The 21,827-nt window shown below is 55.8% G+C and carries 33 protein-coding genes; 32 read left to right on the top strand and 1 reads right to left on the bottom strand.

Translation table 11 applies throughout. The features are described from left to right. The first annotated feature begins 11 nt into the window (after positions 1–11). The 31 genes from tuf (at position 12) to bfr (ending at position 17,339) form a co-directional block, all read left to right on the top strand. Entirely contained in the window at positions 12–1,205 is a 1,194-nt protein-coding gene (gene tuf / locus KRR23_RS25175; protein ID WP_054594277.1) for an elongation factor Tu, read from the top strand. 139 nt (positions 1,206–1,344) lie between these two features. Continuing rightward, complete coding sequence (gene rpsJ, locus KRR23_RS25170; protein WP_003186070.1) at positions 1,345–1,656, top strand: 30S ribosomal protein S10; 312 nt, start codon at positions 1,345–1,347, stop codon at positions 1,654–1,656. An 80-nt stretch (positions 1,657–1,736) separates the two neighbouring features. Beyond that, entirely contained in the window at positions 1,737–2,372 is a 636-nt protein-coding gene (gene rplC / locus KRR23_RS25165; protein ID WP_003186059.1) for a 50S ribosomal protein L3, read from the top strand. Positions 2,373–2,384: 12 nt separating this feature from the next. Then, on the top strand, positions 2,385–2,987 hold the full coding sequence (gene rplD, locus KRR23_RS25160; RefSeq protein ID WP_003186057.1) for a 50S ribosomal protein L4: 603 nt from the start codon (positions 2,385–2,387) through the stop codon (positions 2,985–2,987). Next, positions 2,984–3,283 carry a 50S ribosomal protein L23 gene (gene rplW, locus KRR23_RS25155; protein ID WP_002555488.1) on the top strand — a complete coding sequence of 100 codons (300 nt, stop codon included), beginning with the start codon at positions 2,984–2,986 and terminating at the stop codon, positions 3,281–3,283. Before rplD ends, rplW begins: the two co-directional genes overlap by 4 nt. Positions 3,284–3,297: 14 nt before the next feature. After that, positions 3,298–4,122, top strand: coding sequence for a 50S ribosomal protein L2 (rplB, locus tag KRR23_RS25150; protein WP_003186055.1), 825 nt, complete (start codon positions 3,298–3,300; stop codon positions 4,120–4,122). A gap of 16 nt (positions 4,123–4,138) precedes the next feature. Beyond that, positions 4,139–4,414, top strand: coding sequence for a 30S ribosomal protein S19 (gene rpsS, locus KRR23_RS25145; protein WP_002555486.1), 276 nt, complete (start codon positions 4,139–4,141; stop codon positions 4,412–4,414). An 11-nt stretch (positions 4,415–4,425) separates the two neighbouring features. Then, positions 4,426–4,758, top strand: coding sequence for a 50S ribosomal protein L22 (rplV, locus tag KRR23_RS25140; protein WP_003103908.1), 333 nt, complete (start codon positions 4,426–4,428; stop codon positions 4,756–4,758). A gap of 13 nt (positions 4,759–4,771) precedes the next feature. Continuing rightward, entirely contained in the window at positions 4,772–5,458 is a 687-nt protein-coding gene (gene rpsC, locus KRR23_RS25135; protein ID WP_003176422.1) for a 30S ribosomal protein S3, read from the top strand. 12 nt (positions 5,459–5,470) lie between these two features. Next, the gene (gene rplP, locus KRR23_RS25130; RefSeq protein WP_003186052.1) at positions 5,471–5,884 is read left to right on the top strand and encodes a 50S ribosomal protein L16; all 414 of its coding nucleotides are present in this window, start codon (positions 5,471–5,473) and stop codon (positions 5,882–5,884) included. Next, positions 5,884–6,075, top strand: a complete 192-nt coding sequence (gene rpmC / locus KRR23_RS25125; protein ID WP_008030901.1) for a 50S ribosomal protein L29 — start codon at positions 5,884–5,886, stop codon at positions 6,073–6,075. Before rplP ends, rpmC begins: the two co-directional genes overlap by 1 nt. Positions 6,076–6,077: 2 nt before the next feature. Continuing rightward, complete coding sequence (gene rpsQ / locus KRR23_RS25120; protein WP_003176419.1) at positions 6,078–6,344, top strand: 30S ribosomal protein S17; 267 nt, start codon at positions 6,078–6,080, stop codon at positions 6,342–6,344. Between the two features lie 23 nt (positions 6,345–6,367). Continuing rightward, positions 6,368–6,736, top strand: coding sequence for a 50S ribosomal protein L14 (gene rplN, locus KRR23_RS25115; RefSeq protein WP_002555479.1), 369 nt, complete (start codon positions 6,368–6,370; stop codon positions 6,734–6,736). Positions 6,737–6,747: 11 nt separating this feature from the next. After that, the gene (rplX, locus tag KRR23_RS25110) at positions 6,748–7,062 is read left to right on the top strand and encodes a 50S ribosomal protein L24 (RefSeq protein WP_007896770.1); all 315 of its coding nucleotides are present in this window, start codon (positions 6,748–6,750) and stop codon (positions 7,060–7,062) included. Between the two features lie 20 nt (positions 7,063–7,082). Continuing rightward, positions 7,083–7,622 (top strand): 50S ribosomal protein L5, encoded by a 540-nt coding sequence (gene rplE, locus KRR23_RS25105; protein WP_003210069.1) that lies wholly within the window; start codon positions 7,083–7,085, stop codon positions 7,620–7,622. 13 nt (positions 7,623–7,635) lie between these two features. Next, positions 7,636–7,941 carry a 30S ribosomal protein S14 gene (gene rpsN, locus KRR23_RS25100; RefSeq protein WP_003176414.1) on the top strand — a complete coding sequence of 102 codons (306 nt, stop codon included), beginning with the start codon at positions 7,636–7,638 and terminating at the stop codon, positions 7,939–7,941. 208 nt (positions 7,942–8,149) lie between these two features. Beyond that, positions 8,150–8,542 carry a 30S ribosomal protein S8 gene (gene rpsH / locus KRR23_RS25095; protein WP_003186040.1) on the top strand — a complete coding sequence of 131 codons (393 nt, stop codon included), beginning with the start codon at positions 8,150–8,152 and terminating at the stop codon, positions 8,540–8,542. Positions 8,543–8,554: 12 nt separating this feature from the next. Continuing rightward, positions 8,555–9,088: a 50S ribosomal protein L6 gene (rplF, locus tag KRR23_RS25090; RefSeq protein WP_007896774.1), complete on the top strand. Its 534-nt coding sequence runs from the start codon at positions 8,555–8,557 to the stop codon at positions 9,086–9,088. Positions 9,089–9,098: 10 nt separating this feature from the next. Beyond that, positions 9,099–9,449: a 50S ribosomal protein L18 gene (rplR, locus tag KRR23_RS25085; RefSeq protein WP_003186037.1), complete on the top strand. Its 351-nt coding sequence runs from the start codon at positions 9,099–9,101 to the stop codon at positions 9,447–9,449. A 3-nt stretch (positions 9,450–9,452) separates the two neighbouring features. Continuing rightward, positions 9,453–9,953, top strand: a complete 501-nt coding sequence (gene rpsE, locus KRR23_RS25080; protein ID WP_003186035.1) for a 30S ribosomal protein S5 — start codon at positions 9,453–9,455, stop codon at positions 9,951–9,953. 2 nt (positions 9,954–9,955) lie between these two features. Beyond that, a complete protein-coding gene (gene rpmD, locus KRR23_RS25075) occupies positions 9,956–10,132 on the top strand; it encodes a 50S ribosomal protein L30 (RefSeq protein ID WP_003186033.1) in 177 nt (58 codons plus the stop codon). Between the two features lie 3 nt (positions 10,133–10,135). After that, a complete protein-coding gene (rplO, locus tag KRR23_RS25070) occupies positions 10,136–10,573 on the top strand; it encodes a 50S ribosomal protein L15 (RefSeq protein WP_003228720.1) in 438 nt (145 codons plus the stop codon). Further along, entirely contained in the window at positions 10,574–11,902 is a 1,329-nt protein-coding gene (gene secY / locus KRR23_RS25065; RefSeq protein WP_003228718.1) for a preprotein translocase subunit SecY, read from the top strand. Between the two features lie 24 nt (positions 11,903–11,926). Beyond that, on the top strand, positions 11,927–12,043 hold the full coding sequence (rpmJ, locus tag KRR23_RS25060; protein ID WP_002555468.1) for a 50S ribosomal protein L36: 117 nt from the start codon (positions 11,927–11,929) through the stop codon (positions 12,041–12,043). Between the two features lie 130 nt (positions 12,044–12,173). Continuing rightward, the gene (rpsM, locus tag KRR23_RS25055) at positions 12,174–12,530 is read left to right on the top strand and encodes a 30S ribosomal protein S13 (protein WP_003186020.1); all 357 of its coding nucleotides are present in this window, start codon (positions 12,174–12,176) and stop codon (positions 12,528–12,530) included. Positions 12,531–12,560: 30 nt separating this feature from the next. Next, a complete protein-coding gene (gene rpsK, locus KRR23_RS25050; protein ID WP_002555466.1) occupies positions 12,561–12,950 on the top strand; it encodes a 30S ribosomal protein S11 in 390 nt (129 codons plus the stop codon). 18 nt (positions 12,951–12,968) lie between these two features. Next, positions 12,969–13,589 (top strand): 30S ribosomal protein S4, encoded by a 621-nt coding sequence (gene rpsD / locus KRR23_RS25045; protein WP_003210056.1) that lies wholly within the window; start codon positions 12,969–12,971, stop codon positions 13,587–13,589. Between the two features lie 22 nt (positions 13,590–13,611). Beyond that, positions 13,612–14,613 carry a DNA-directed RNA polymerase subunit alpha gene (gene rpoA, locus KRR23_RS25040; protein ID WP_007924176.1) on the top strand — a complete coding sequence of 334 codons (1,002 nt, stop codon included), beginning with the start codon at positions 13,612–13,614 and terminating at the stop codon, positions 14,611–14,613. 42 nt (positions 14,614–14,655) lie between these two features. Continuing rightward, positions 14,656–15,042 (top strand): 50S ribosomal protein L17, encoded by a 387-nt coding sequence (rplQ, locus tag KRR23_RS25035; protein WP_007924175.1) that lies wholly within the window; start codon positions 14,656–14,658, stop codon positions 15,040–15,042. A 228-nt stretch (positions 15,043–15,270) separates the two neighbouring features. Continuing rightward, complete coding sequence (locus tag KRR23_RS25030) at positions 15,271–16,719, top strand: catalase (RefSeq protein ID WP_216744670.1); 1,449 nt, start codon at positions 15,271–15,273, stop codon at positions 16,717–16,719. 155 nt (positions 16,720–16,874) lie between these two features. After that, positions 16,875–17,339: a bacterioferritin gene (bfr, locus tag KRR23_RS25025; RefSeq protein WP_054594275.1), complete on the top strand. Its 465-nt coding sequence runs from the start codon at positions 16,875–16,877 to the stop codon at positions 17,337–17,339. A 65-nt stretch (positions 17,340–17,404) separates the two neighbouring features. On the opposite strand, the gene uvrA is transcribed toward bfr, so the two are convergent. Next, positions 17,405–20,239 (bottom strand): excinuclease ABC subunit UvrA, encoded by a 2,835-nt coding sequence (uvrA, locus tag KRR23_RS25020; RefSeq protein WP_216744669.1) that lies wholly within the window; start codon positions 20,237–20,239, stop codon positions 17,405–17,407. 190 nt (positions 20,240–20,429) lie between these two features. Here uvrA and KRR23_RS25015 point away from each other — a divergent pair, with 190 nt between their 5' ends. After that, the gene (locus KRR23_RS25015; RefSeq protein WP_054594273.1) at positions 20,430–21,827 is read left to right on the top strand and encodes an MFS transporter; all 1,398 of its coding nucleotides are present in this window, start codon (positions 20,430–20,432) and stop codon (positions 21,825–21,827) included.

Genomic DNA, 21,827 nt, shown 5'->3' with positions numbered 1-21,827 from the left:
AGTTAATTGTCGTGGCTAAAGAAAAATTTGATCGTTCCCTACCGCACGTCAACGTTGGCACCATCGGTCACGTTGACCACGGTAAAACCACTCTGACTGCTGCTCTGACTCGTGTCTGCTCCGAAGTTTTCGGTTCGGCTCGTGTTGACTTCGACAAGATCGACAGCGCACCAGAAGAGAAAGCTCGCGGTATCACCATCAACACCGCACACGTTGAGTACAACTCGAAGATCCGTCACTACGCTCACGTTGACTGCCCAGGTCACGCTGACTACGTGAAGAACATGATCACCGGTGCTGCTCAAATGGACGGCGCTATCCTGGTTTGCTCGGCCGCTGATGGTCCGATGCCACAAACCCGTGAGCACATCCTGCTGTCCCGTCAGGTAGGCGTTCCGTACATCGTGGTTTTCCTGAACAAGGCTGACCTGGTAGACGACGCTGAGCTGCTGGAGCTGGTTGAGATGGAAGTGCGCGATCTGCTGAGCACTTACGACTTCCCGGGCGACGACACTCCAATCATCATCGGCTCTGCCCGTATGGCGCTGGAAGGTCTGGACGATAACGAGATGGGCACCACTGCCGTCAAGAAGCTGGTTGAGACTCTGGACAGCTACATCCCAGAGCCTGAGCGTGCTATCGACAAGCCGTTCCTGATGCCAATCGAAGACGTATTCTCGATCTCGGGTCGCGGTACTGTTGTGACTGGTCGTATCGAGCGCGGTATCGTTCGCGTTCAGGATCCACTGGAAATCGTTGGTCTGCGTGACACTACCGTCACCACCTGCACCGGTGTTGAAATGTTCCGCAAGCTGCTCGACGAAGGTCGTGCTGGCGAGAACTGCGGCGTGCTGCTGCGTGGCACCAAGCGTGACGACGTTGAGCGTGGTCAGGTTCTGGTTAAGCCAGGTTCGGTTAAGCCGCACACCAAGTTCACTGCAGAAGTTTATGTTCTGAGCAAGGAAGAAGGCGGTCGTCACACTCCGTTCTTCAAAGGCTACCGTCCACAGTTCTACTTCCGTACTACTGACGTGACTGGTAACTGCGAGCTGCCAGAAGGCGTTGAAATGGTAATGCCAGGTGACAACATTCAGATGACTGTTACCCTGATCAAAACCATCGCAATGGAAGATGGTCTGCGTTTCGCTATCCGTGAAGGCGGTCGTACCGTCGGCGCTGGCGTCGTAGCCAAAATCATCGAGTAATCGTTGATTTGATAAAAAGCCTCCGCTTGCGGGGGCTTTTTTATTGGGTTGACACTATGTTGGCCCGTCTATAGAATTGCGCCTCCTTTTAACGGGCGCAGTGCGCCCGGTGGGAATAGCAGCCGGAGTCTGAAATCCAATGCAAAATCAGCAAATCCGTATCAGGTTGAAGGCTTTTGACCATCGCCTGATCGACCAATCCACCCAGGAAATCGTGGAAACCGCGAAACGTACTGGTGCTCAAGTGCGTGGTCCAATTCCACTGCCTACCCGTAAAGAGCGGTTCACCGTTCTGGTCTCCCCGCACGTCAACAAAGACGCGCGTGACCAGTACGAGATCCGTACTCATAAGCGCGTTCTGGACATCGTTCAGCCAACGGATAAAACCGTTGATGCACTTATGAAGCTTGATCTTGCGGCCGGTGTGGAAGTGCAGATCAGCCTCGGCTAAGACTCGGTCTTAGTCGTGTAACGCTCTGAAATGGGCGGCCATAGCGGGTGAAAGCCCCGTACACTCATGAGGTTTACAACATGACTATTGGTGTAGTCGGTCGTAAATGCGGTATGACCCGTATTTTCACCGAAGAAGGTGTCTCCATTCCGGTCACGGTCATTGAGATCGAGCCGAATCGCGTCACCCAGTTCAAAACTGAAGAGACCGATGGCTATCGTGCAGTGCAAGTCACTGTCGGCGAGCGTCGTGCTTCGCGTGTAACAGCTGCTCAGGCTGGCCACTTCGCTAAAGCGAACGTTGCCGCTGGTCGTACCGTAATGGAATTCCGTCTTGAAGAAGGCGAGTACCAGGCCGGCGATCTGATCAACGCTGAAATCTTCGCCGCTGGTCAACTGGTTGATGTAACCGGTCAGTCCAAGGGTAAAGGCTTCCAGGGTACGATCAAGCGTTGGAATTTCCGCGGGCAAGATAACACCCACGGTAACTCCGTATCCCACCGCGTCCCAGGCTCTATCGGCCAGTGCCAGACTCCTGGTCGTGTATTCAAGGGCAAAAAAATGTCCGGTCATATGGGCGCTGAGCGCGTGACCGTGCAGTCCCTGGAAGTAGTGCGCGTGGACGCTGAACGCAATCTGTTGTTGGTCAAGGGCGCTGTTCCTGGCGCTACTGGCGGCAACCTGGTTGTACGTCCAGCAGCCAAGGCTCGCGGTTAAGGGGAAGCTGACATGCAATTAAATGTAAATGACGCTCAAGCGATCGAAGTTTCCGAACTGACATTTGGCGGCGAGTTCAACGAGACGCTGGTTCACCAGGCAGTCGTGGCCTACATGGCTGGCGGCCGTCAAGGTAGCAAGCAGCAAAAGACCCGTTCCGACGTTTCTGGTGGCGGTAAGCGCCCATGGCGTCAGAAAGGTACTGGCCGTGCTCGTGCTGGTACTATCCGTAGCCCAATCTGGCGCGGCGGCGGTACCACTTTCGCAGCTCGTCCACAGGATCACTCCCAAAAGCTGAACAAGAAGATGTATCGCGCAGCAATGCGTTCCATCCTTGCTGAGCTGGTGCGTACTGATCGTCTGGTCGTGGTTCAGGACTTCGCTGTTGAAGCACCGAAAACCAAAGATCTGCTGAACAAGCTGAATGGCATGGGTCTGACTGATGTCCTGATCGTGTCCGATGCTGTTGATCAGAACCTGTACCTGGCTGCTCGTAACCTGCCACACGTTGATGTACGTGACGTGCAAGGTTCCGATCCAGTTAGTCTGATCGCATACGACAAGGTGTTGATCACCGTGTCGGCCGTGAAGAAATTCGAGGAGCTGCTGGGATGAACCAGGAACGCGTATTTAAAGTTCTGCTTGGCCCGCACGTTTCCGAGAAGGCTACGGTTCTGGCAGACAAGAAAGGCCAGTTCGTTTTCAAGGTTGCTACTGACGCAACCAAGCTGGAAATCAAGAAGGCCGTCGAAAGCCTGTTCAGCGTGAAAGTAGAGCGTGTTACTACCCTGAATGTTCTGGGTAAGAGCAAGCGCACTGCTCGCGGTCTGGGCAAGCGTAATGACTGGAAGAAGGCAGTTATCTCCCTTCAGCCAGGCCAAGATCTCGATTTCAGCAGCAGTGCTGAGTAAGGAAGGGGTGCATCATGGCAATCGTTAAATGCAAACCGACTTCCCCTGGCCGCCGTTTTGTGGTCAAGGTGGTCAACCAGGAGCTGCATAAAGGCGCTCCTCACGCACCGCTGCTCGAGAAAAAATCGAAGTCTGGTGGTCGTAACAACAATGGCCGTATTACTACTCGTCACATCGGTGGTGGTCATAAGCAGCATTATCGTCTGGTCGACTTCCGTCGTAACGACAAAGATGGCATCGCTGCCACTGTCGAGCGTATCGAATACGATCCAAACCGTACTGCTCACATCGCTCTGCTGCTGTACGCAGATGGCGAGCGTCGCTACATCATCGCCCCTAAAGGCGTGAGCGCTGGCGACCAGCTGATCGCAGGTGCTCTGGCACCGATCAAGCCGGGCAACGCTCTGCAACTGCGTAACATTCCAGTTGGTAGCACCGTACACGGCATCGAATTGAAGCCAGGTAAAGGCGCGCAAATCGCTCGTTCCGCTGGTGCTTCGGCTCAGCTGATCGCTCGTGAAGGTGTCTACGTGACCCTGCGTCTGCGTTCTGGTGAGATGCGTAAAGTGCTGGCTGAATGCCGTGCGACCCTGGGCGAAGTCTCGAACTCCGAGCACAGCCTGCGTTCGCTGGGTAAAGCTGGTGCAAAACGCTGGCGTGGCGTTCGCCCAACCGTTCGTGGTGTTGCCATGAACCCGGTTGACCACCCACATGGTGGTGGTGAAGGTCGTACCTCTGGTGGTCGTCATCCGGTATCGCCATGGGGCTTCCCGACTAAGGGCGCGAAGACTCGTGGTAATAAGCGTACCGACAAAATGATCGTCCGTCGTCGCAAGTAAATAGAGGGATACGACAGTGCCACGTTCTCTGAAAAAAGGTCCTTTTATCGATCTTCACCTACTGAAGAAGATCGAAGTGGCGGCGGAAAAGAACGATCGCAAACCAGTTAAAACCTGGTCGCGCCGTTCCATGATCCTGCCACAAATGGTCGGTCTGACCATCGCAGTACACAACGGTCGTCAACACGTCCCAGTTCTCGTTAACGAAGACATGGTCGGCCACAAACTGGGCGAGTTCGCCGGTACCCGCACATATCGTGGGCACGTGGCTGACAAGAAAGCCAAGCGTTAAGGGGTTAGGAAATGGAAGTAGCCGCTAAGTTGTCGGGCGCTCGAATCTCCGCCCAGAAAGCCCGCTTGGTCGCCGACCAGATCCGCGGGAAGAAGGTGGGCGAAGCGCTCAACCTGTTGGCTTTCAGCAGTAAGAAAGCCGCCGAGATCATGAAGAAAGTGCTGGAGTCGGCCGTAGCCAACGCCGAGCATAACGAAGGCGCAGACGTTGATGATCTTAAAGTCAGCACCGTTTTCGTCAACGAAGGGCGTTCGCTGAAGCGCATCATGCCACGTGCCAAAGGCCGTGCTGATCGCATCGTCAAGCGGTCTTGCCATATCACTGTCAAGGTTGCTGACAAGTAACGGAGTCGAAGAGATGGGTCAGAAAGTACATCCCATTGGCATTCGCCTGGGAATCGTCAAGGAGCACACCTCCGTCTGGTACGCAGACGGTCGGACTTATGCGGACTATTTGTTCGCTGATCTGAAGGTGCGTGAGTATCTCCAAGACAAACTAAAAAGCGCGTCCGTAAGCCGTATCGATATCCATCGTCCGGCCCAAACTGCACGTATCACCATCCACACCGCTCGTCCAGGTATCGTTATCGGGAAGAAAGGTGAAGATGTTGAGAAACTGCGTCAGGACCTGACCAAGCAAATGGGTGTGCCTGTGCACATCAATATCGAAGAGATCCGCAAGCCGGAACTCGACGGTATGCTGGTTGCGCAGAGCGTAGCTCAGCAGCTGGAGCGTCGCGTAATGTTCCGTCGCGCTATGAAGCGCGCTGTTCAGAACGCCATGCGCATTGGTGCCAAAGGCATCAAAATCCAAGTGAGCGGTCGTCTCGGCGGTGCTGAAATCGCACGTACTGAATGGTATCGCGAAGGTCGTGTGCCACTGCACACCCTGCGTGCCGACATCGACTATGCCAACTACGAAGCTCACACCACCTACGGTGTGATCGGTGTAAAGGTTTGGATCTTCAAAGGCGAAGTAATTGGTGGTCGCCAAGAAGAGCTGAAACCACAAGCACCAGCGCCTCGTAAAAAAGCTGCTAAGTAAGGGGTACGCCAAATGTTGCAACCAAAGCGTACGAAGTTCCGCAAGCAGATGACTGGCCACAACCGTGGTCTGGCATTGCGCGGTAGCAAAGTCAGCTTCGGCGAGTTCGCGCTGAAGTCTGTTGCTCGTGGTCGTCTCACCGCTCGTCAGATCGAGTCAGCGCGTCGTGCTCTGACCCGTCACGTAAAACGTGGCGGCAAGATCTGGATCCGTGTATTCCCGGACAAGCCTGTCACCAAGAAGCCACTCGAAGTTCGGATGGGTAAAGGTAAGGGTAACGTGGAGTACTGGGTTGCCCAGATTCAGCCAGGCAAAGTCCTGTATGAAATCGAGGGCGTTTCTGAAGAGCTGGCGCGTGAGGCTTTCGCCCTGGCTGCTGCAAAGCTGCCGCTCGCCACCTCCTTTGTTAAACGGACGGTGATGTGATGAAAGCGAATGAACTTCGTGAAAAAGACGCGCCACAGCTAAACGAGCAACTGCTCGGCCTGTTGCGCGACCAGTTCAATCTGCGTATGCAGAAAGCAACTGGCCAGTTGGGGCAGTCTCACCTGCTCCGGCAAGTTAAGCGTGACATCGCTCGCGTGAAGACTGTGCTCAAACAGCAGGCAGGTAAGTAATCATGGCTGAAGCCGAAAAAACCGTCCGTACGCTGACTGGCCGTGTTGTCAGCGACAAAATGGACAAGACCATCACCGTTCTGATCGAGCGTCGCGTAAAGCACCCGATCTACGGTAAATACGTTAAGCGTTCGACTAAGCTGCACGCGCACGACGAAACCAATCAGTGCCACATCGGCGACAAAGTCACTATTCGTGAAACTCGTCCTTTGGCCAAGACCAAGTCTTGGGCACTGGTTGATGTTCTCGAACGCGCTGTGGAAGTCTAAGGACTAGGGGTCGGAGAAATTATATGATTCAGACTCAATCCATGCTCGATGTGGCCGATAACAGCGGCGCTCGCCGTGTTATGTGCATCAAGGTGCTGGGTGGCTCCCATCGTCGTTACGCTGGTATCGGTGACATCATCAAAGTTACCGTCAAGGAAGCAATTCCTCGCGGTAAAGTGAAAAAAGGCCAAGTGATGACTGCTGTTGTAGTCCGCACTCGTCACGGCGTACGTCGTGCTGATGGCTCCATTATCCGCTTTGATGGCAACGCTGCTGTTCTTCTGAACAACAAGCAAGAGCCGATCGGCACCCGTATCTTTGGGCCAGTGACCCGTGAACTTCGTACTGAGAAGTTCATGAAGATCGTCTCGCTCGCCCCAGAAGTGCTGTAAGGAGATCCGACATGCAAAAGATTCGTCGTGACGACGAGATCATCGTGATCGCCGGCAAAGACAAAGGTAAGCGCGGTAAGGTGCTTAAGGTTCTCGCTGACGACCGTCTGGTCGTTGGTGGTCTGAACCTGGTTAAGCGTCATACCAAGCCTAACCCGATGTCGGGCGTACAAGGCGGTATCGTCGAAAAAGAAGCGCCACTGCACGCTTCCAACGTCGCCATTTTCAACGGCGAAACCAACAAGGCTGACCGCGTTGGTTTCAAAGTAGAAGACGGCAAGAAAATTCGTGTCTTCAAGTCGACCCAAAAAGCGGTTGATGCTTGAACACTGCTAGGTAGAAGACCATGGCACGACTAAAAGAGATTTACCGGAAGGAAATCGCACCGAAACTTAAGGAAGAACTTAAGCTTTCGAACGTGATGGAAGTTCCGCGCGTTACCAAAATCACCCTGAACATGGGTCTGGGCGAAGCGATCGGCGACAAAAAAGTCATCGAGCACGCTGTTGCTGACCTGGAAAAGATCACCGGCCAGAAAGTCGTTGTGACCTACGCTCGGAAATCCATCGCTGGCTTTAAAGTCCGTGAAGGTTGGCCGATCGGCGTCAAAGTGACCCTGCGCCGTGAGCGTATGTACGAGTTCCTGGATCGTCTGCTGTCGATCTCCCTGCCTCGGGTTCGCGACTTCCGCGGCCTGAATGCCAAGTCCTTCGATGGTCGTGGTAACTACAGCATGGGCGTAAAAGAGCAGATCATTTTCCCGGAAATCGATTACGACAAGATCGATGCTCTCCGCGGTCTGGACATTACCCTGACCACCACTGCCAAGAACGATGATGAAGGTCGCGCACTGCTGCGTGCTTTCAAATTCCCGTTCCGCAACTGATTGGAGTAGGAAAATGGCCAAGATGAGCATGAAAAACCGCGAGCTGAAGCGTCAGCTCACGGTTGCCAAGTACGCCAAGAAGCGTGCAGCACTGAAAGCTATCATCGTCGATCTGAACGCAAGTCCAGAAGCGCGTTGGGAAGCTACGGTAGCTCTGCAGAAGCAGCCACGTGACGCAAGCGCTTCGCGCATGCGTAACCGCTGCCGCCTGACCGGTCGTCCACACGGCGTTTACCGCAAGTTCGGCCTCGGCCGTAACAAGCTGCGTGAAGCGGCAATGCGTGGTGACGTACCTGGTCTGGTTAAAGCCAGCTGGTAAGCACTATCAAAGTCTCGGTGTTCGGGATCGAAAGATCCTGACCGCCGGTGACCTTGAACTTGAATCAAGCCCCTATTGGGGCTTGATTCATTTGTGGGGTGTGTCTAGAATACCCGGCTCGCCTGAGCCCGTGCTTTTTTCGCACGGAGTTTCTCGGCGAAGGTAGTAGCCGCAAGGCTTATTTTTTTGTATTAGGAGCGTCTAGCCCATGAGTATGCAGGACCCGTTAGCGGACATGCTAACTCGAATCCGTAATGCCCAGATGGCTGAAAAGTCCGTCGTAAGCATGCCGTCTTCCACGTTGAAGGTGGCTGTAGCTAAAGTCCTGAAGGACGAAGGTTACATCGCGGGTTATCAGATCAGCAGCGAAATCAAGCCACTGCTGTCCATCGAGCTGAAGTACTTCGAAGGCCGTCCGGTCATCGAGGAAGTGAAGCGCGTTAGCCGTCCAGGCCTGCGTCAGTACAAGTCCGTCGATGATCTGCCAAAAGTTCGTGGCGGTCTCGGTGTGTCTATCGTCTCCACCAACAAAGGTGTGATGACGGATCGTGCTGCGCGCGCTGCCGGTGTCGGCGGCGAAGTTCTTTGCACTGTGTTCTAAGGGGGGATAAGCATGTCTCGCGTCGCTAAGAACCCCGTTAAGCTGCCAGCCGGTGTCGAAGTAAAATTCGCAGGCCAACAGCTTTCGGTGAAGGGTGCCAAGGGTACTCTTGAACTGAACATCCATTCGTCCGTTGAGATCGTTGAAGAAGCTGGTGAGCTGCGTTTCGCTGCTCGCAATGGCGATCAACAAACTCGCGCAATGGCCGGTACCACTCGTGCGTTGGTAAACAACATGGTCCAAGGCGTAAGCCAAGGCTTCGAGCGCAAGCTCCAGCTGGTCGGTGTTGGTTACAAAGCGCAAGCAAAAGGCACAGTGCTGAACCTGGCTCTTGGCTTCTCGCACCCAGTGGATTACGAACTGCCGGAAGGCATCACCGCTGAGACTCCTAGCCAAACCGACATCCTGATCCGGGGTATCGATAAGCAGCTGGTAGGTCAAGTGGCCGCCGAGATCCGCGACTTCCGTCCACCAGAGCCGTACAAAGGCAAAGGTGTGCGCTACGCGGACGAAGTCGTCCGTCGTAAAGAAGCCAAGAAGAAGTAGGGCATAGCAAATGACCGACAAAAAAGTTACTCGACTGCGTCGCGCTCGCAAAGCACGCCTGAAAATGCACGAACTCGAAGTCGTGCGTCTCTGCGTGTTCCGTTCGTCGCAGCACATCTACGCCCAGGTCATTTCGGCCGACGGCAACAAAGTCCTGGCAAGTGCCTCGACTTTGGATAAAGAACTGCGTGATGGCGCCACTGGCAACATCGACGCGGCCACTAAGGTTGGCCAGCTGGTCGCTACGCGTGCTAAAGCCGCTGGCGTCTCGCAGGTGGCTTTCGACCGCTCTGGCTTCAAGTACCACGGCCGCGTCAAGGCGCTGGCTGATGCTGCTCGTGAAGCTGGGCTGGAGTTCTAAGTTATGTCAAATAACGACCAAAAGCGCGACGAAGGCTACATCGAGAAGCTGGTTCAAGTTAACCGCGTAGCCAAAACCGTTAAAGGCGGCCGTATCTTCACTTTCACCGCGTTGACCGTGGTTGGTGATGGTAAAGGGCGCGTTGGCTTCGGCCGTGGCAAGTCGCGTGAAGTGCCTGCTGCGATCCAGAAGGCAATGGAAGCTGCTCGCCGCAACATGATCCAAGTTGATCTGAACGGCACCACTCTGCAGTACGCAATGAAGTCCGCCCATGGCGCTTCGAAGGTGTACATGCAGCCTGCTTCTGAAGGTACCGGTATCATCGCTGGCGGCGCTATGCGTGCTGTCCTCGAAGTTGCTGGCGTTCAGAACGTTCTGGCCAAGTGCTACGGCTCGACTAACCCGGTAAACGTGGTTCACGCCACTTTCAAAGGTTTGAAAGCTATGCAGTCTCCTGAATCCATTGCCGCCAAGCGTGGCAAAAGCGTCAAGGAGATCTTCTGATCATGGCTACCGTTAAAGTAACGCTGATCAAAAGCATGACCGGCCGCATCCCTAACCACAAACTGTGCGTTAAGGGTCTGGGTCTGCGTCGCATCGGTCACACTGTAGAAGTACTGGATACTCCCGAGAATCGCGGGATGATCAACAAGGCTTACTACATGCTGCGTGTCGAGGGTTAATCGATGAAACTCAATGATCTGAGTCCAGCGCCGGGTTCCCGTCGCGAAAAGCATCGTCCGGGCCGTGGTATCGGTAGTGGTTTGGGTAAGACTGGTGGCCGTGGTCACAAAGGTCAAACCTCCCGCTCCGGTGGCACCATTGCTCCAGGCTTTGAAGGCGGTCAACAGCCGCTGCATCGTCGCCTGCCGAAGTTCGGTTTCGTTTCCCTGAAGGCCATGGATCGCGCAGAAGTGCGTTTGTCCGAGCTGGCTAAAGTGGAAGGCGACATCGTCACCGTGCAGTCCCTGAAAGATGCCAACGTAATTAACGTCAACGTTCAGCGTGTGAAAATCATGCTGTCCGGCGAAGTTACTCGCGCTGTCACCATCGGAAAGGGAATCGGCGCCACCAAAGGTGCGCGTGCGGCTATCGAAGCAGCTGGCGGCAAGTTCGAGGAATAAATGGCTAAGCAAGGTGCTCTCTCTGCGCTCGGCAAAGGCGGTATGTCTGAACTCTGGGCTCGTCTGCGTTTTCTGTTCCTGGCGATTATCGTCTACCGAATAGGCGCACACATCCCGGTTCCAGGTATCAACCCGGACCGACTCGCAGACCTGTTTCGACAGAATGAGGGGACCATTCTTAGCTTGTTCAACATGTTTTCCGGCGGCGCGCTGGAGCGGATGAGCATCTTTGCACTGGGGATCATGCCGTACATTTCGGCATCGATCATCATGCAGTTGATGACAGCCGTCAGCCCGCAGCTGGAGCAGTTGAAGAAGGAAGGTGAAGCTGGCCGTCGCAAGATCAGCCAGTACACCCGCTACGGCACTGTCGTCCTCGCTCTCGTTCAGGCTATTGGTATGTCCATTGGCCTGGCGGGGCAGGGCGTTGCGTTCACTGGTGACTTTGGCTTCCATTTCGTCGCGGTATCCACGTTTGTGGCTGGTGCGATGTTCATGATGTGGCTGGGTGAGCAGATTACTGAGCGTGGTGTTGGCAACGGTATCTCGATGTTGATTTTTTCGGGTATCGTCGCCGGTCTTCCGAGAGCAATCGGGCAGTCTTTCGAGTCTGCGCGTCAGGGTGATATCAACATCTTCGCCTTGGTTGCCATCGGTTTGCTGGCAGTAGCGATTATCGGTTTCGTGGTGTTCATTGAGCGTGGTCAGCGTCGTATTGCTGTTCACTACGCCAAGCGTCAGCAGGGCCGCAAGGTGTTTGCTGCGCAGACTAGCCACTTGCCGCTGAAAGTGAACATGGCCGGTGTTATTCCGGCTATTTTCGCGAGCAGCATTTTGCTGTTCCCGGCTTCGTTGGGTGCCTGGTTTGGTCAGTCTGAAGGTATGGGCTGGTTGCAGGACATCTCGCAGTCGATCGCTCCTGGTCAGCCGTTGAATATTCTGCTGTTTAGTGCAGGGATTATTTTCTTCTGCTTCTTCTATACGGCGTTGATGTTCAATCCGAAAGACGTAGCGGAAAACCTGAAGAAGTCCGGTGCCTTTATTCCGGGTATCCGTCCAGGTGAGCAGTCTGCGCGCTATATTGATGGCGTTCTGACTCGCTTGACCATGTTCGGTGCTCTTTATATGACGGCCGTGTGCTTGTTGCCCCAGTTCCTGGTGGTTGCAGCAAACGTTCCGTTCTACCTTGGCGGGACCTCGTTGCTGATCGTGGTCGTGGTTGTGATGGACTTCATGTCCCAAGTACAATCGCACCTCGTTTCGCACCAGTACGAATCCCTGATGAAGAAAGCCAACCTGAAGGGTTACGGCAGCGGCATGCTGCGCTGACCCATAAGGTTCGAGGAGTTGGTGATGAAAGTTCGTGCATCGGTGAAAAAGCTGTGCCGTAACTGCAAGATTATTCGCCGCGAAGGTGTTGTTCGAGTAATTTGCAGCGCGGAACCGCGTCACAAACAGCGCCAAGGCTGAGTGTGATTGTGCTTCAAGCCCAGCAGCTAGTGCGCTGCTGGGTTGATTATTTGTTATTACAGCGATATTATCTCGCGCCCTATTTCTTGGCTTCCGGGGCGTAGGTAGCTGTCAATTGGAGTCCCACTGAATGGCCCGTATTGCAGGCGTCAACATTCCAGATAACAAGCATACTGTTATCTCGCTGACCTACATCTATGGTGTTGGTCGCACAACTGCACAGAAGATCTGTGCAGTGACTGGGGTAAACCCAGCCGCAAAGATCAAGGATCTGAGCGACGAGCAGATTGAACAGCTGCGTGGCGAAGTGGCGAAGTTCACCACTGAAGGTGACCTGCGTCGCGAAATCAACATGAAAATCAAGCGCTTGATGGACCTCGGTTGCTATCGCGGTCTGCGTCATCGTCGTGGTCTGCCAGTACGCGGTCAGCGTACCAAGACCAACGCGCGTACCCGTAAAGGTCCGCGTAAGCCGATCCGCAAGTAATCGCCCCAGCGAATCGACAGGAATTTAATCATGGCAAAACCTGCTGCTCGTCCTCGTAAAAAAGTCAAAAAGACAGTGGTTGATGGCATCGCCCACATCCACGCGTCTTTTAACAACACAATCGTGACCATCACCGACCGTCAAGGTAACGCTCTTTCCTGGGCTACCTCCGGTGGTTCGGGTTTCCGCGGTTCCCGCAAGTCCACCCCGTTTGCTGCTCAAGTAGCTGCAGAACGTGCTGGTCAAGCTGCGCTGGAATATGGCCTGAAAAACCTCGACGTTAACGTCAAAGGTCCAGGTCCAGGTCGTGAGTCCGCTGTCCGTGCTTTGAACGGCTGTGGCTATAAGATCGCCAGCATCACCGACGTGACGCCAATCCCGCACAACGGGTGCCGTCCGCCGAAGAAGCGCCGCGTGTAATCCAGGAGATTGTAAAGAATGGCTCGTTACATTGGTCCAAAATGCAAACTCGCTCGTCGCGAAGGCACCGATCTCTTCCTGAAGAGCGGCGTGCGCGCGATCGAATCGAAGTGCAACATTGAAGCAGCACCTGGTATCCACGGCCAACGCCGCGGTCGCCAGTCCGATTACGGCACCCAACTGCGTGAAAAGCAGAAGGTCCGTCGTATCTACGGCGTTCTCGAGCGTCAATTCAGCGGCTACTACAAAGAAGCTGCTGGCAAGAAAGGCGCAACTGGCGAAAACCTGTTGCAGCTGCTCGAATGCCGTCTGGACAACGTTGTATACCGTATGGGCTTTGGTTCGACTCGTGCCGAATCCCGTCAGCTGGTATCGCACAAATCCGTCAGCGTTAACGGTCAGACCGTAAACGTTCCGTCCTACCAGGTTCGTGCTGGTGACGTGGTCGCGATTCGCGAGAAAGCAAAGAACCAACTTCGCATTGTCCAAGCTCTCGATCTGTGTGCCCAACGTGGCCGCGTAGAATGGGTAGAAGTAGACACTGAGAAGAAGTCGGGCGTTTTCAAGAACGTTCCAGCTCGCAGTGATCTGTCCGCCGACATCAACGAAAGCCTGATTGTCGAGCTCTACTCCAAGTAAGGGCTAGAAAATAGGTGCATCCATGCAGATTTCGGTAAATGAGTTCCTGACACCCCGCCATATTGATGTGCAGGTTGTCAGTCCAACCCGCGCCAAGATCACTCTCGAGCCTCTCGAGCGTGGTTTTGGCCACACCCTGGGCAACGCGCTGCGCCGCATCCTGTTGTCCTCAATGCCCGGCTGTGCAGTAGTCGAGGCCGAGATTGACGGTGTGCTCCACGAGTACAGCGCCATCGAAGGTGTACAGGAAGACGTAATTGAAATCCTGTTGAACCTTAAAGGTCTGGCTATCAAGCTGCACGGCCGTGACGAAGTTACGCTGACCTTGTCGAAGAAGGGTTCGGGGGTGGTTACCGCTGCCGATATTCAGCTGGATCATGATGTCGAGATCGTTAATCCCGATCACGTAATCGCTAACCTGGCGTCTAACGGCGCCCTGAACATGAAGCTAGTAGTAGCTCGTGGTCGTGGTTATGAACCGGCCGACTCGCGTCAGAGCGATGAAGACGAAAGCCGCAGCATCGGTCGCTTGCAGCTTGACTCTTCGTTCAGCCCGGTTCGCCGTATCGCATACGTGGTGGAAAACGCCCGTGTCGAACAGCGTACTAACCTGGACAAGCTGGTTATTGATCTGGAAACCAACGGTACTCTGGATCCTGAAGAGGCTATCCGCCGCGCTGCAACCATTCTGCAACAGCAGTTGGCTGCGTTCGTCGACCTCAAAGGTGACAGCGAACCAGTGGTAATCGAGCAAGAAGACGAGATCGATCCGATCCTGCTTCGCCCGGTTGACGATCTGGAACTGACTGTACGTTCGGCTAACTGCCTTAAGGCGGAAAACATTTACTACATCGGCGACCTGATTCAGCGTACCGAAGTAGAACTGTTGAAGACTCCGAACCTTGGCAAGAAATCCTTGACTGAAATCAAGGACGTTCTGGCCTCCCGCGGTCTGTCCCTCGGCATGCGCCTCGACAACTGGCCGCCTGCAAGTCTTAAGAAGGACGACAAGGCGACTGCCTGATCGTCGTAATCACCGAACGTTGTGTTTGGTAAGGAATGAACCATGCGTCATCGTAAAAGTGGTCGTCACCTGAGCCGCACCAGCTCGCACCGCAAGGCCATGTTTCAAAACATGGCGGTGTCGCTGTTCGAGCACGAGCTGATCAAAACTACACTGCCAAAAGCTAAAGAACTGCGTCGCGTTGCTGAGCCGCTGATCACTTTGGCCAAGACAGACAGCCTGGCTAACCGCCGTCTGGCTTTCGACCGTACTCGTTCGAAAGCTATCGTTGGTAAGCTCTTCAACGACCTGGGCAAGCGTTACGCTACCCGTGAGGGTGGCTACCTGCGCATCCTCAAGTGCGGTTTCCGCGCTGGCGACAACGCGCCTATGGCGTACGTCGAGTTGGTTGATCGTGCTGTCGGCGGTGAAGCTGTATCCGCTGAGTAAGACGTCAGTCTGAAACGAAGAGCCGGGCCTAGTGCCCGGTTTTTTGTGCCTGCAAGAAAAGTGCGCTGAAGCGTTATGCCGATACCCTTACTGTCTGCAAGGGTTGATCATTAGTTAATTTCTATCGATCAAGACAATTTAATGAATTAGATGGTGTCATGTTCATGGTCAATACTCCCTCCCAGCCGATTAGCCGGCAGTTTCCAAGACGGAAGAGGAAGATTGAGCATGAGCCAGAGTAAAACGCTTACTACCGCCAGTGGCGCACCAGTCGCCGACAACCAGAATTCCCGTTCCGCTGGCCCTCGTGGTCCGCTGCTGCTCGACGACTTTCACCTGATCGAGAAGCTTGCCCACTTCAACCGTGAAAACATCCCGGAGCGCCGCGTACACGCCAAAGGTTCGGGTGCTTACGGTACGTTCACCGTTACTCGCGATATTACCCAATACACCAGTGCCAAGCTGTTTGAGTCCGTTGGCAAGCAAACCCCGACCTTCCTGCGATTCTCCACCGTGGGTGGCGAGCGCGGCTCGGCAGATACCGAGCGCGACCCGCGTGGTTTTGCGCTGAAGTTCTACACCGAGGAAGGCAACTGGGACATCGTTGGCAACAACACTCCAGTGTTCTTCATCCGTGATCCGTTGAAGTTCCCGGACTTTATCCACACCCAAAAACGTTTGCCGCAAAGCAACCTGAAAAGCGCACAGATGATGTGGGACTTCTGGTCGCACTCGCCTGAGGCGTTGCACCAGGTCACCATCCTGTTCTCGGATCGCGGCATCCCTGATGGCTATCGTCACATGCACGGTTTTGGCAGCCACACCTACAGCCTGATCAGCGCCAAAGGCGAGCGTCACTGGGTTAAATGGCACTACAAGACCAAGCAGGGCATCAAGAACCTGGCGCCGGCAGAGGCTGCACGCCTGGCGGGTACTGATCCGGATTACGCTCAACGCGACCTGTTCGGTGCAATCGAGCGCGGTGACTTCCCGAAATGGCGTGTTTGCATCCAGATCATGACCGAGGCCCAGGCCGCGGCGCATTACGAGAACCCGTTCGATGTGACCAAAACCTGGTCGCAGAAAGAGTTTCCGTTGATCGAAGTTGGTGAGCTTGAGCTTAATCGCAATCCGCAAAACTACTTCGCTGAAGTCGAGCAGGCGGCGTTTGGTCCAAGCAACATGGTGCCCGGTGTGGGCTTGTCACCAGACCGTATGCTGCAAGGTCGGGTATTCGCCTACGCTGATGCGCATCGCTACCGTGTTGGCACCAATCACCAGCAGTTGCCGGTGAATGCGCCACGTAGTCCGGTCAACAGCTATCAGCGCGACGGCTCCATGGCATTTGGCAGCAACGGTGGCAGTACACCGAACTACGAGCCTAACAGCTACGCCGGTGCGCCGAAGCAAGCTCCACAATACGCAGAGCCAGCACTGGCCCTGAACGGCGCGGCCGATCGTTACGATCACCGTGAAGATACGGATTACTACAGTCACGCCGGTGCGTTGTTCCGCTTGATGAGCGATGAGCAGAAAACCCTGCTGATCAACAACATTGCCGGTGCTATGTCGGGAGTTTCCAGTGATGTGGTTCAGCGTCAGTTGCAGCACTTCTACAAGGCAGATGCTGCTTACGGAGAAGGCATCGCAAAGGCCTTGGGTGTACAGCTTAACTAAGTCTAAACGATAAGCAGAACCGCCCTCATTTGGGCGGTTTTTGCGTTATTTAAGCTACTTTTCTCGGAGTATCTTCGCTTTTATCGCGCTATTCGAGTGACCTATCAGTCCGCTTGGTTCAAACTACAGCCTTTCAAGCAGGGAGATGTGGGGCGATGCAAGGCCACCCAGACGTAATCGATTACCTCAACACGTTGCTCACCGGCGAACTGGCAGCGCGTGATCAATATTTCATCCATTCGCGGATGTATGAGGACTGGGGCTTTACCGAGCTCTACGAGCGCATCAATCACGAGATGGAAGAAGAGGCCCAGCACGCTGATGCGCTGATGCGCCGAATCCTCATGCTGGAAGGCACGCCACGCATGCGCCCGGACGATCTGGACGTTGGCACCACGGTGCCTGAGATGCTCGCTGCCGACTTGCGCCTGGAATATAAAGTTCGTGCCGCGCTCTGCAAAGGCATCGAACTCTGCGAGTTGCACAAGGATTACGTCAGTCGCGAGATCCTGCGGGTCCAATTGGCTGACACCGAAGAAGATCACACGTACTGGCTGGAGAAGCAGTTGGGTCTGATCAAACTGGTCGGCCTGGAAAACTACCTGCAATCGCAGTTCTGATTCTGCCGGCTACAAAAAAGCCCCGGTCACTGATGAAGTGATCGGGGCTTTTTCATGCGTGGACGTTAAGCCCGATCGCGTTCCAGCAACGGCTTGAGGTAGAAACCGGTATGCGACTGCTTCATCTCGGCGACTTCCTCCGGTGTACCCACGGCAATGATCTGCCCGCCCTTGGAACCACCTTCCGGCCCAAGGTCCACCAGCCAGTCAGCGGTCTTGATCACGTCCAGGTTGTGCTCGATCACCACCACGGTGTTGCCGTGATCGCGCAGGCGATGGAGTACATCAAGCAACTGCTGGATATCCGCGAAGTGCAGGCCAGTGGTCGGCTCATCGAGGATGTACAGGGTTTTGCCGGTATCGCGCTTGGACAACTCGCGGGACAGTTTCACCCGCTGGGCTTCACCGCCCGACAGGGTGGTAGCCGATTGCCCCAGCTTGATGTACGACAGGCCCACATCCATCAACGTCTGAAGCTTTCGCGCCAGCGCCGGAACCGCATCGAAAAACACTCGGGCTTCTTCGATGGTCATTTCCAGGGTTTCGTGGATGCTCTTGCCCTTGTACTTGATCTCCAGGGTTTCGCGGTTGTAGCGCTTGCTCTTGCAAACGTCGCACGGGACATAGATGTCCGGCAGAAAGTGCATTTCCACCTTGATCAGGCCGTCGCCCTGACAAGCCTCGCAGCGTCCGCCCTTCACGTTGAAGGAGAAACGCCCCGGACCATAGCCGCGTGAGCGGGATTCCGGAACGCCGGCAAACAATTCACGAATCGGTGTGAACAGCCCGGTATAAGTCGCCGGGTTGGAGCGCGGCGTACGGCCGATCGGGCTTTGGTCGATGTCGACGACTTTGTCCAGATGCTCAAGGCCCTTGATGCTGTCGTGGGCTGCGGCTTCCAGGGTGGTTGCACCATTCAGTGCGGTGGCGCTGAGCGGGAACAGGGTGTTGTTGATCAGCGTCGACTTGCCAGAGCCGGACACGCCGGTCACGCAGGTCAGCAAGCCAATCGGAATCTCCAGGTCGACGTCGCGCAAGTTGTTGCCCCGGGCGCCCTTGAGCGACAACGAGAGCTTCTTGTTGCGCGGCGTGCGTTTGGCCGGGACTTCGATCTTCACGCGGCCGGACAGGTATTTACCGGTCAGCGAGTCAGGGTGCGCCATGACCTCGGCTGGTGTGCCTTCGGCAACGATATGTCCGCCGTGTACACCGGCTCCCGGGCCGATATCCACTACGTAGTCGGCCAGACGAATCGCATCTTCGTCGTGCTCGACCACGATCACTGTGTTGCCGATATCGCGCAGATGCTTGAGCGTTCCCAGCAGTCGGTCGTTGTCGCGCTGGTGCAGGCCAATCGACGGTTCGTCGAGGATGTACAACACGCCTACCAGGCCGGCGCCGATCTGGCTGGCCAGACGAATACGTTGCGCTTCACCGCCAGAGAGGGTGTCGGCACTGCGGTCCAGCGACAGGTAATCGAGGCCGACGTTGACCAGGAACTGCAAGCGCTCGCGGATTTCCTTGAGGATCTTGTCGGCAATTTCGCCACGGCGGCCAGTCAGTTTCAGCGTGCCGAAGTAATCGGACGCATCGCCAATCGGCAGGTTTGTCACCGCCGGCAGTGTCTTCTCGCCGACCCACACATGCCGCGCTTCACGGCGCAGGCGAGTACCGCGGCAATCCGGGCAAGGCTGGGTGCTGAGGAACTTGGCCAGTTCTTCGCGCACCGACGCGGACTCGGTTTCGCGGTAGCGACGGTCCAGGTTCGGCACGATGCCTTCGAACGGGTGCGAGCGTTTGACGATGTCGCCACGGTCGTTCAAATATTTGAAATCGACGTTCTGCGTGCCGCTGCCGTGCAGGATGACCTTCTGCTGATCGGCCGGCAGCTGGTTGAACGGCACTTCCAGGCTAAAGCCGTAATGCGAGGCCAGTGAACCGAGCATCTGGAAGTAGTAGACGTTACGCCTGTCCCACCCGCGAATCGCCCCTTCAGCCAGGGTCAGCTCGCCATTGACCAGGCGCTTGATGTCGAAGAACTGCTTAACCCCCAAGCCGTCGCAGGTCGGGCAGGCGCCTGCTGGATTGTTGAAGGAGAACAGCTTGGGTTCAAGTTCGCTGATCGCATGGCCGCAGATCGGGCAGGCGAAGCGTGCGGAGAAGATCATTTCTTCGCCCGGCTCGTCGTCCATCGGCGCGACCAGGGCAATTCCGTCTGCCAGCTTCAGCGCCGTCTCGAATGACTCGGCCAGCCGCTGTTGCAGGTCGGCGCGGACCTTGAAGCGGTCGACCACGACATCGATCGAGTGCTTCTTTTGTTTATCCAGCTTCGGCAATTCGTCCAGTTCGAAGAGCTTGCCGTTGACCCGAGCCCGGACAAAGCCCTGGGCACGCAGTTCTTCGAAGACCGAAAGGTGTTCACCCTTGCGCTCGCGGATCACTGGCGCCAGCAGCATCAACTTGCTGCCTTCGGGCTCGGCGAGGACCAGGTCGACCATCTGACTGACGGTCTGCGCTTCCAGCGGAATGTCGTGATCCGGGCAGCGCGGAATACCCACGCGAGCATAAAGCAGGCGCAGGTAGTCGTAGATCTCGGTGATGGTGCCGACTGTCGAGCGCGGGTTGTGCGAGGTCGACTTCTGTTCGATAGAGATGGCTGGCGACAGACCTTCTATGGTGTCGACGTCAGGCTTTTCCATCATCGACAGGAACTGCCTGGCATAGGCCGACAGCGACTCGACATAGCGTCGCTGACCCTCGGCGTACAAGGTGTCGAATGCCAGGGAAGACTTGCCGGACCCGGACAAACCGGTGATGACGATCAGTTTGTCCCGTGGCAGGGTCAGGTCGATGTTCTTCAGGTTGTGGGTTCGAGCCCCACGAATCAGGATCTTGTCCAAGGTGGCCTCGCTTGGCGGGCGTCGAAAACGTAGGAGTATACGGCCAAATACTGGATGGATGCACACTATCAAATCATGTGTCGCCGACTTACATGAAGACTGTGTCAGCCGTGCGCGTCAAAGCGTCGCCCTATACCCCGTCAACCGATGGGACTGGTAGAATCGCCGCCGGTTCACATGAGGTTATTCCATGCACGATCCCCACAGCGAACGCATGAGTGGTGGCGAGACCCGCGCAGCAAGCGGTCTGGCCCTGGTGTTCGCCTTCCGTATGCTTGGCATGTTTATGGTGTTGCCGGTGTTGGCGACCTATGGAATGGATCTCGCAGGAGCGACCCCGGCCCTCATCGGTCTGGCGATTGGCGCTTACGGCCTGACTCAGGCGATTTTTCAGATTCCGTTCGGGATCATTTCCGACCGTATCGGCCGCCGCCCGGTGATTTACCTGGGGCTGATCGTCTTCGCCCTCGGTAGCGTTTTGGCCGCCAATGCCGACTCGATCTGGGGTGTGATCGCCGGACGAATCCTGCAAGGCGCCGGGGCGATTTCCGCGGCGGTCATGGCCTTGCTGTCGGACCTGACCCGCGAACAGCACCGCACCAAAGCCATGGCCATGATCGGCATGACCATCGGTCTGTCGTTCGCCGTGGCCATGGTGGTCGGGCCGCTGCTGACCCGCGCCTTTGGTCTGTCCGGCTTGTTCCTGGCGACGGGCGGCATGGCGCTGTTTGGCATCGTGATCGTGATGTTCATGGTGCCGCGCGCCACCAGCCCGTTGCATCACCGCGAATCCGGCGTTGCCCGTCAGGCGCTGATCCCGACGCTCAAGCATCCGGACCTGCTGCGCCTGGACCTGGGAATTTTTGTGTTGCACGCGATGTTGATGTCGAGCTTCGTCGCGTTGCCATTGGCGCTGGTCGAAAAAGCCGGGCTGCCCAAGGAGCAGCACTGGTGGGTGTACCTGACCGCGCTGCTGATTTCGTTCTTCGCCATGATCCCGTTCATTATCTACGGCGAGAAGAAACGCAAAATGAAACGAGTTTTACTCGGTGCGGTCAGTACGCTGATGCTCACTGAGCTATTCTTCTGGCAGTTCGGCGACAGCTTGCGGGCTTTGGTGATTGGTACGGTGGTGTTCTTCACCGCGTTCAATCTGCTCGAAGCTTCGTTGCCGTCGCTGATCAGCAAGGTTTCACCGGCAGGCGGCAAAGGCACGGCCATGGGGGTTTATTCCACCAGTCAGTTCCTCGGTTCGGCATTGGGCGGGATCATGGGCGGCTGGATGTTCCAGCATGGCGGTCTGTCGGCTGTGTTCCTTGGATGCGCAGGACTGGCTGCCCTCTGGTTGGCCTTTGCTGTTACCATGCGTGAACCTCCCTATGTGACGAGCCTGCGCTTGCCGTTATCGCCTGAAGCGATCCGCGAAGCTGGTTTGGTCGAGCGCCTGCTGGCCGTCGTTGGGGTAACAGATGCAGTGGTGGTTGCTGATGAAGCGGCCATTTACATCAAATTGGACACCGAACTATTGGATCGCACGACCCTCGAGAGCCTGGTCAACAACCCGGCCCCGACTGCGTGCGAAGCCTAG

Source organism: Pseudomonas sp. CVAP#3 (assembly GCF_018986375.1).
Lineage (GTDB): Bacteria > Pseudomonadota > Gammaproteobacteria > Pseudomonadales > Pseudomonadaceae > Aquipseudomonas > Aquipseudomonas helvetica.
This window is presented reverse-complemented; position numbering and strand designations above follow the sequence as displayed.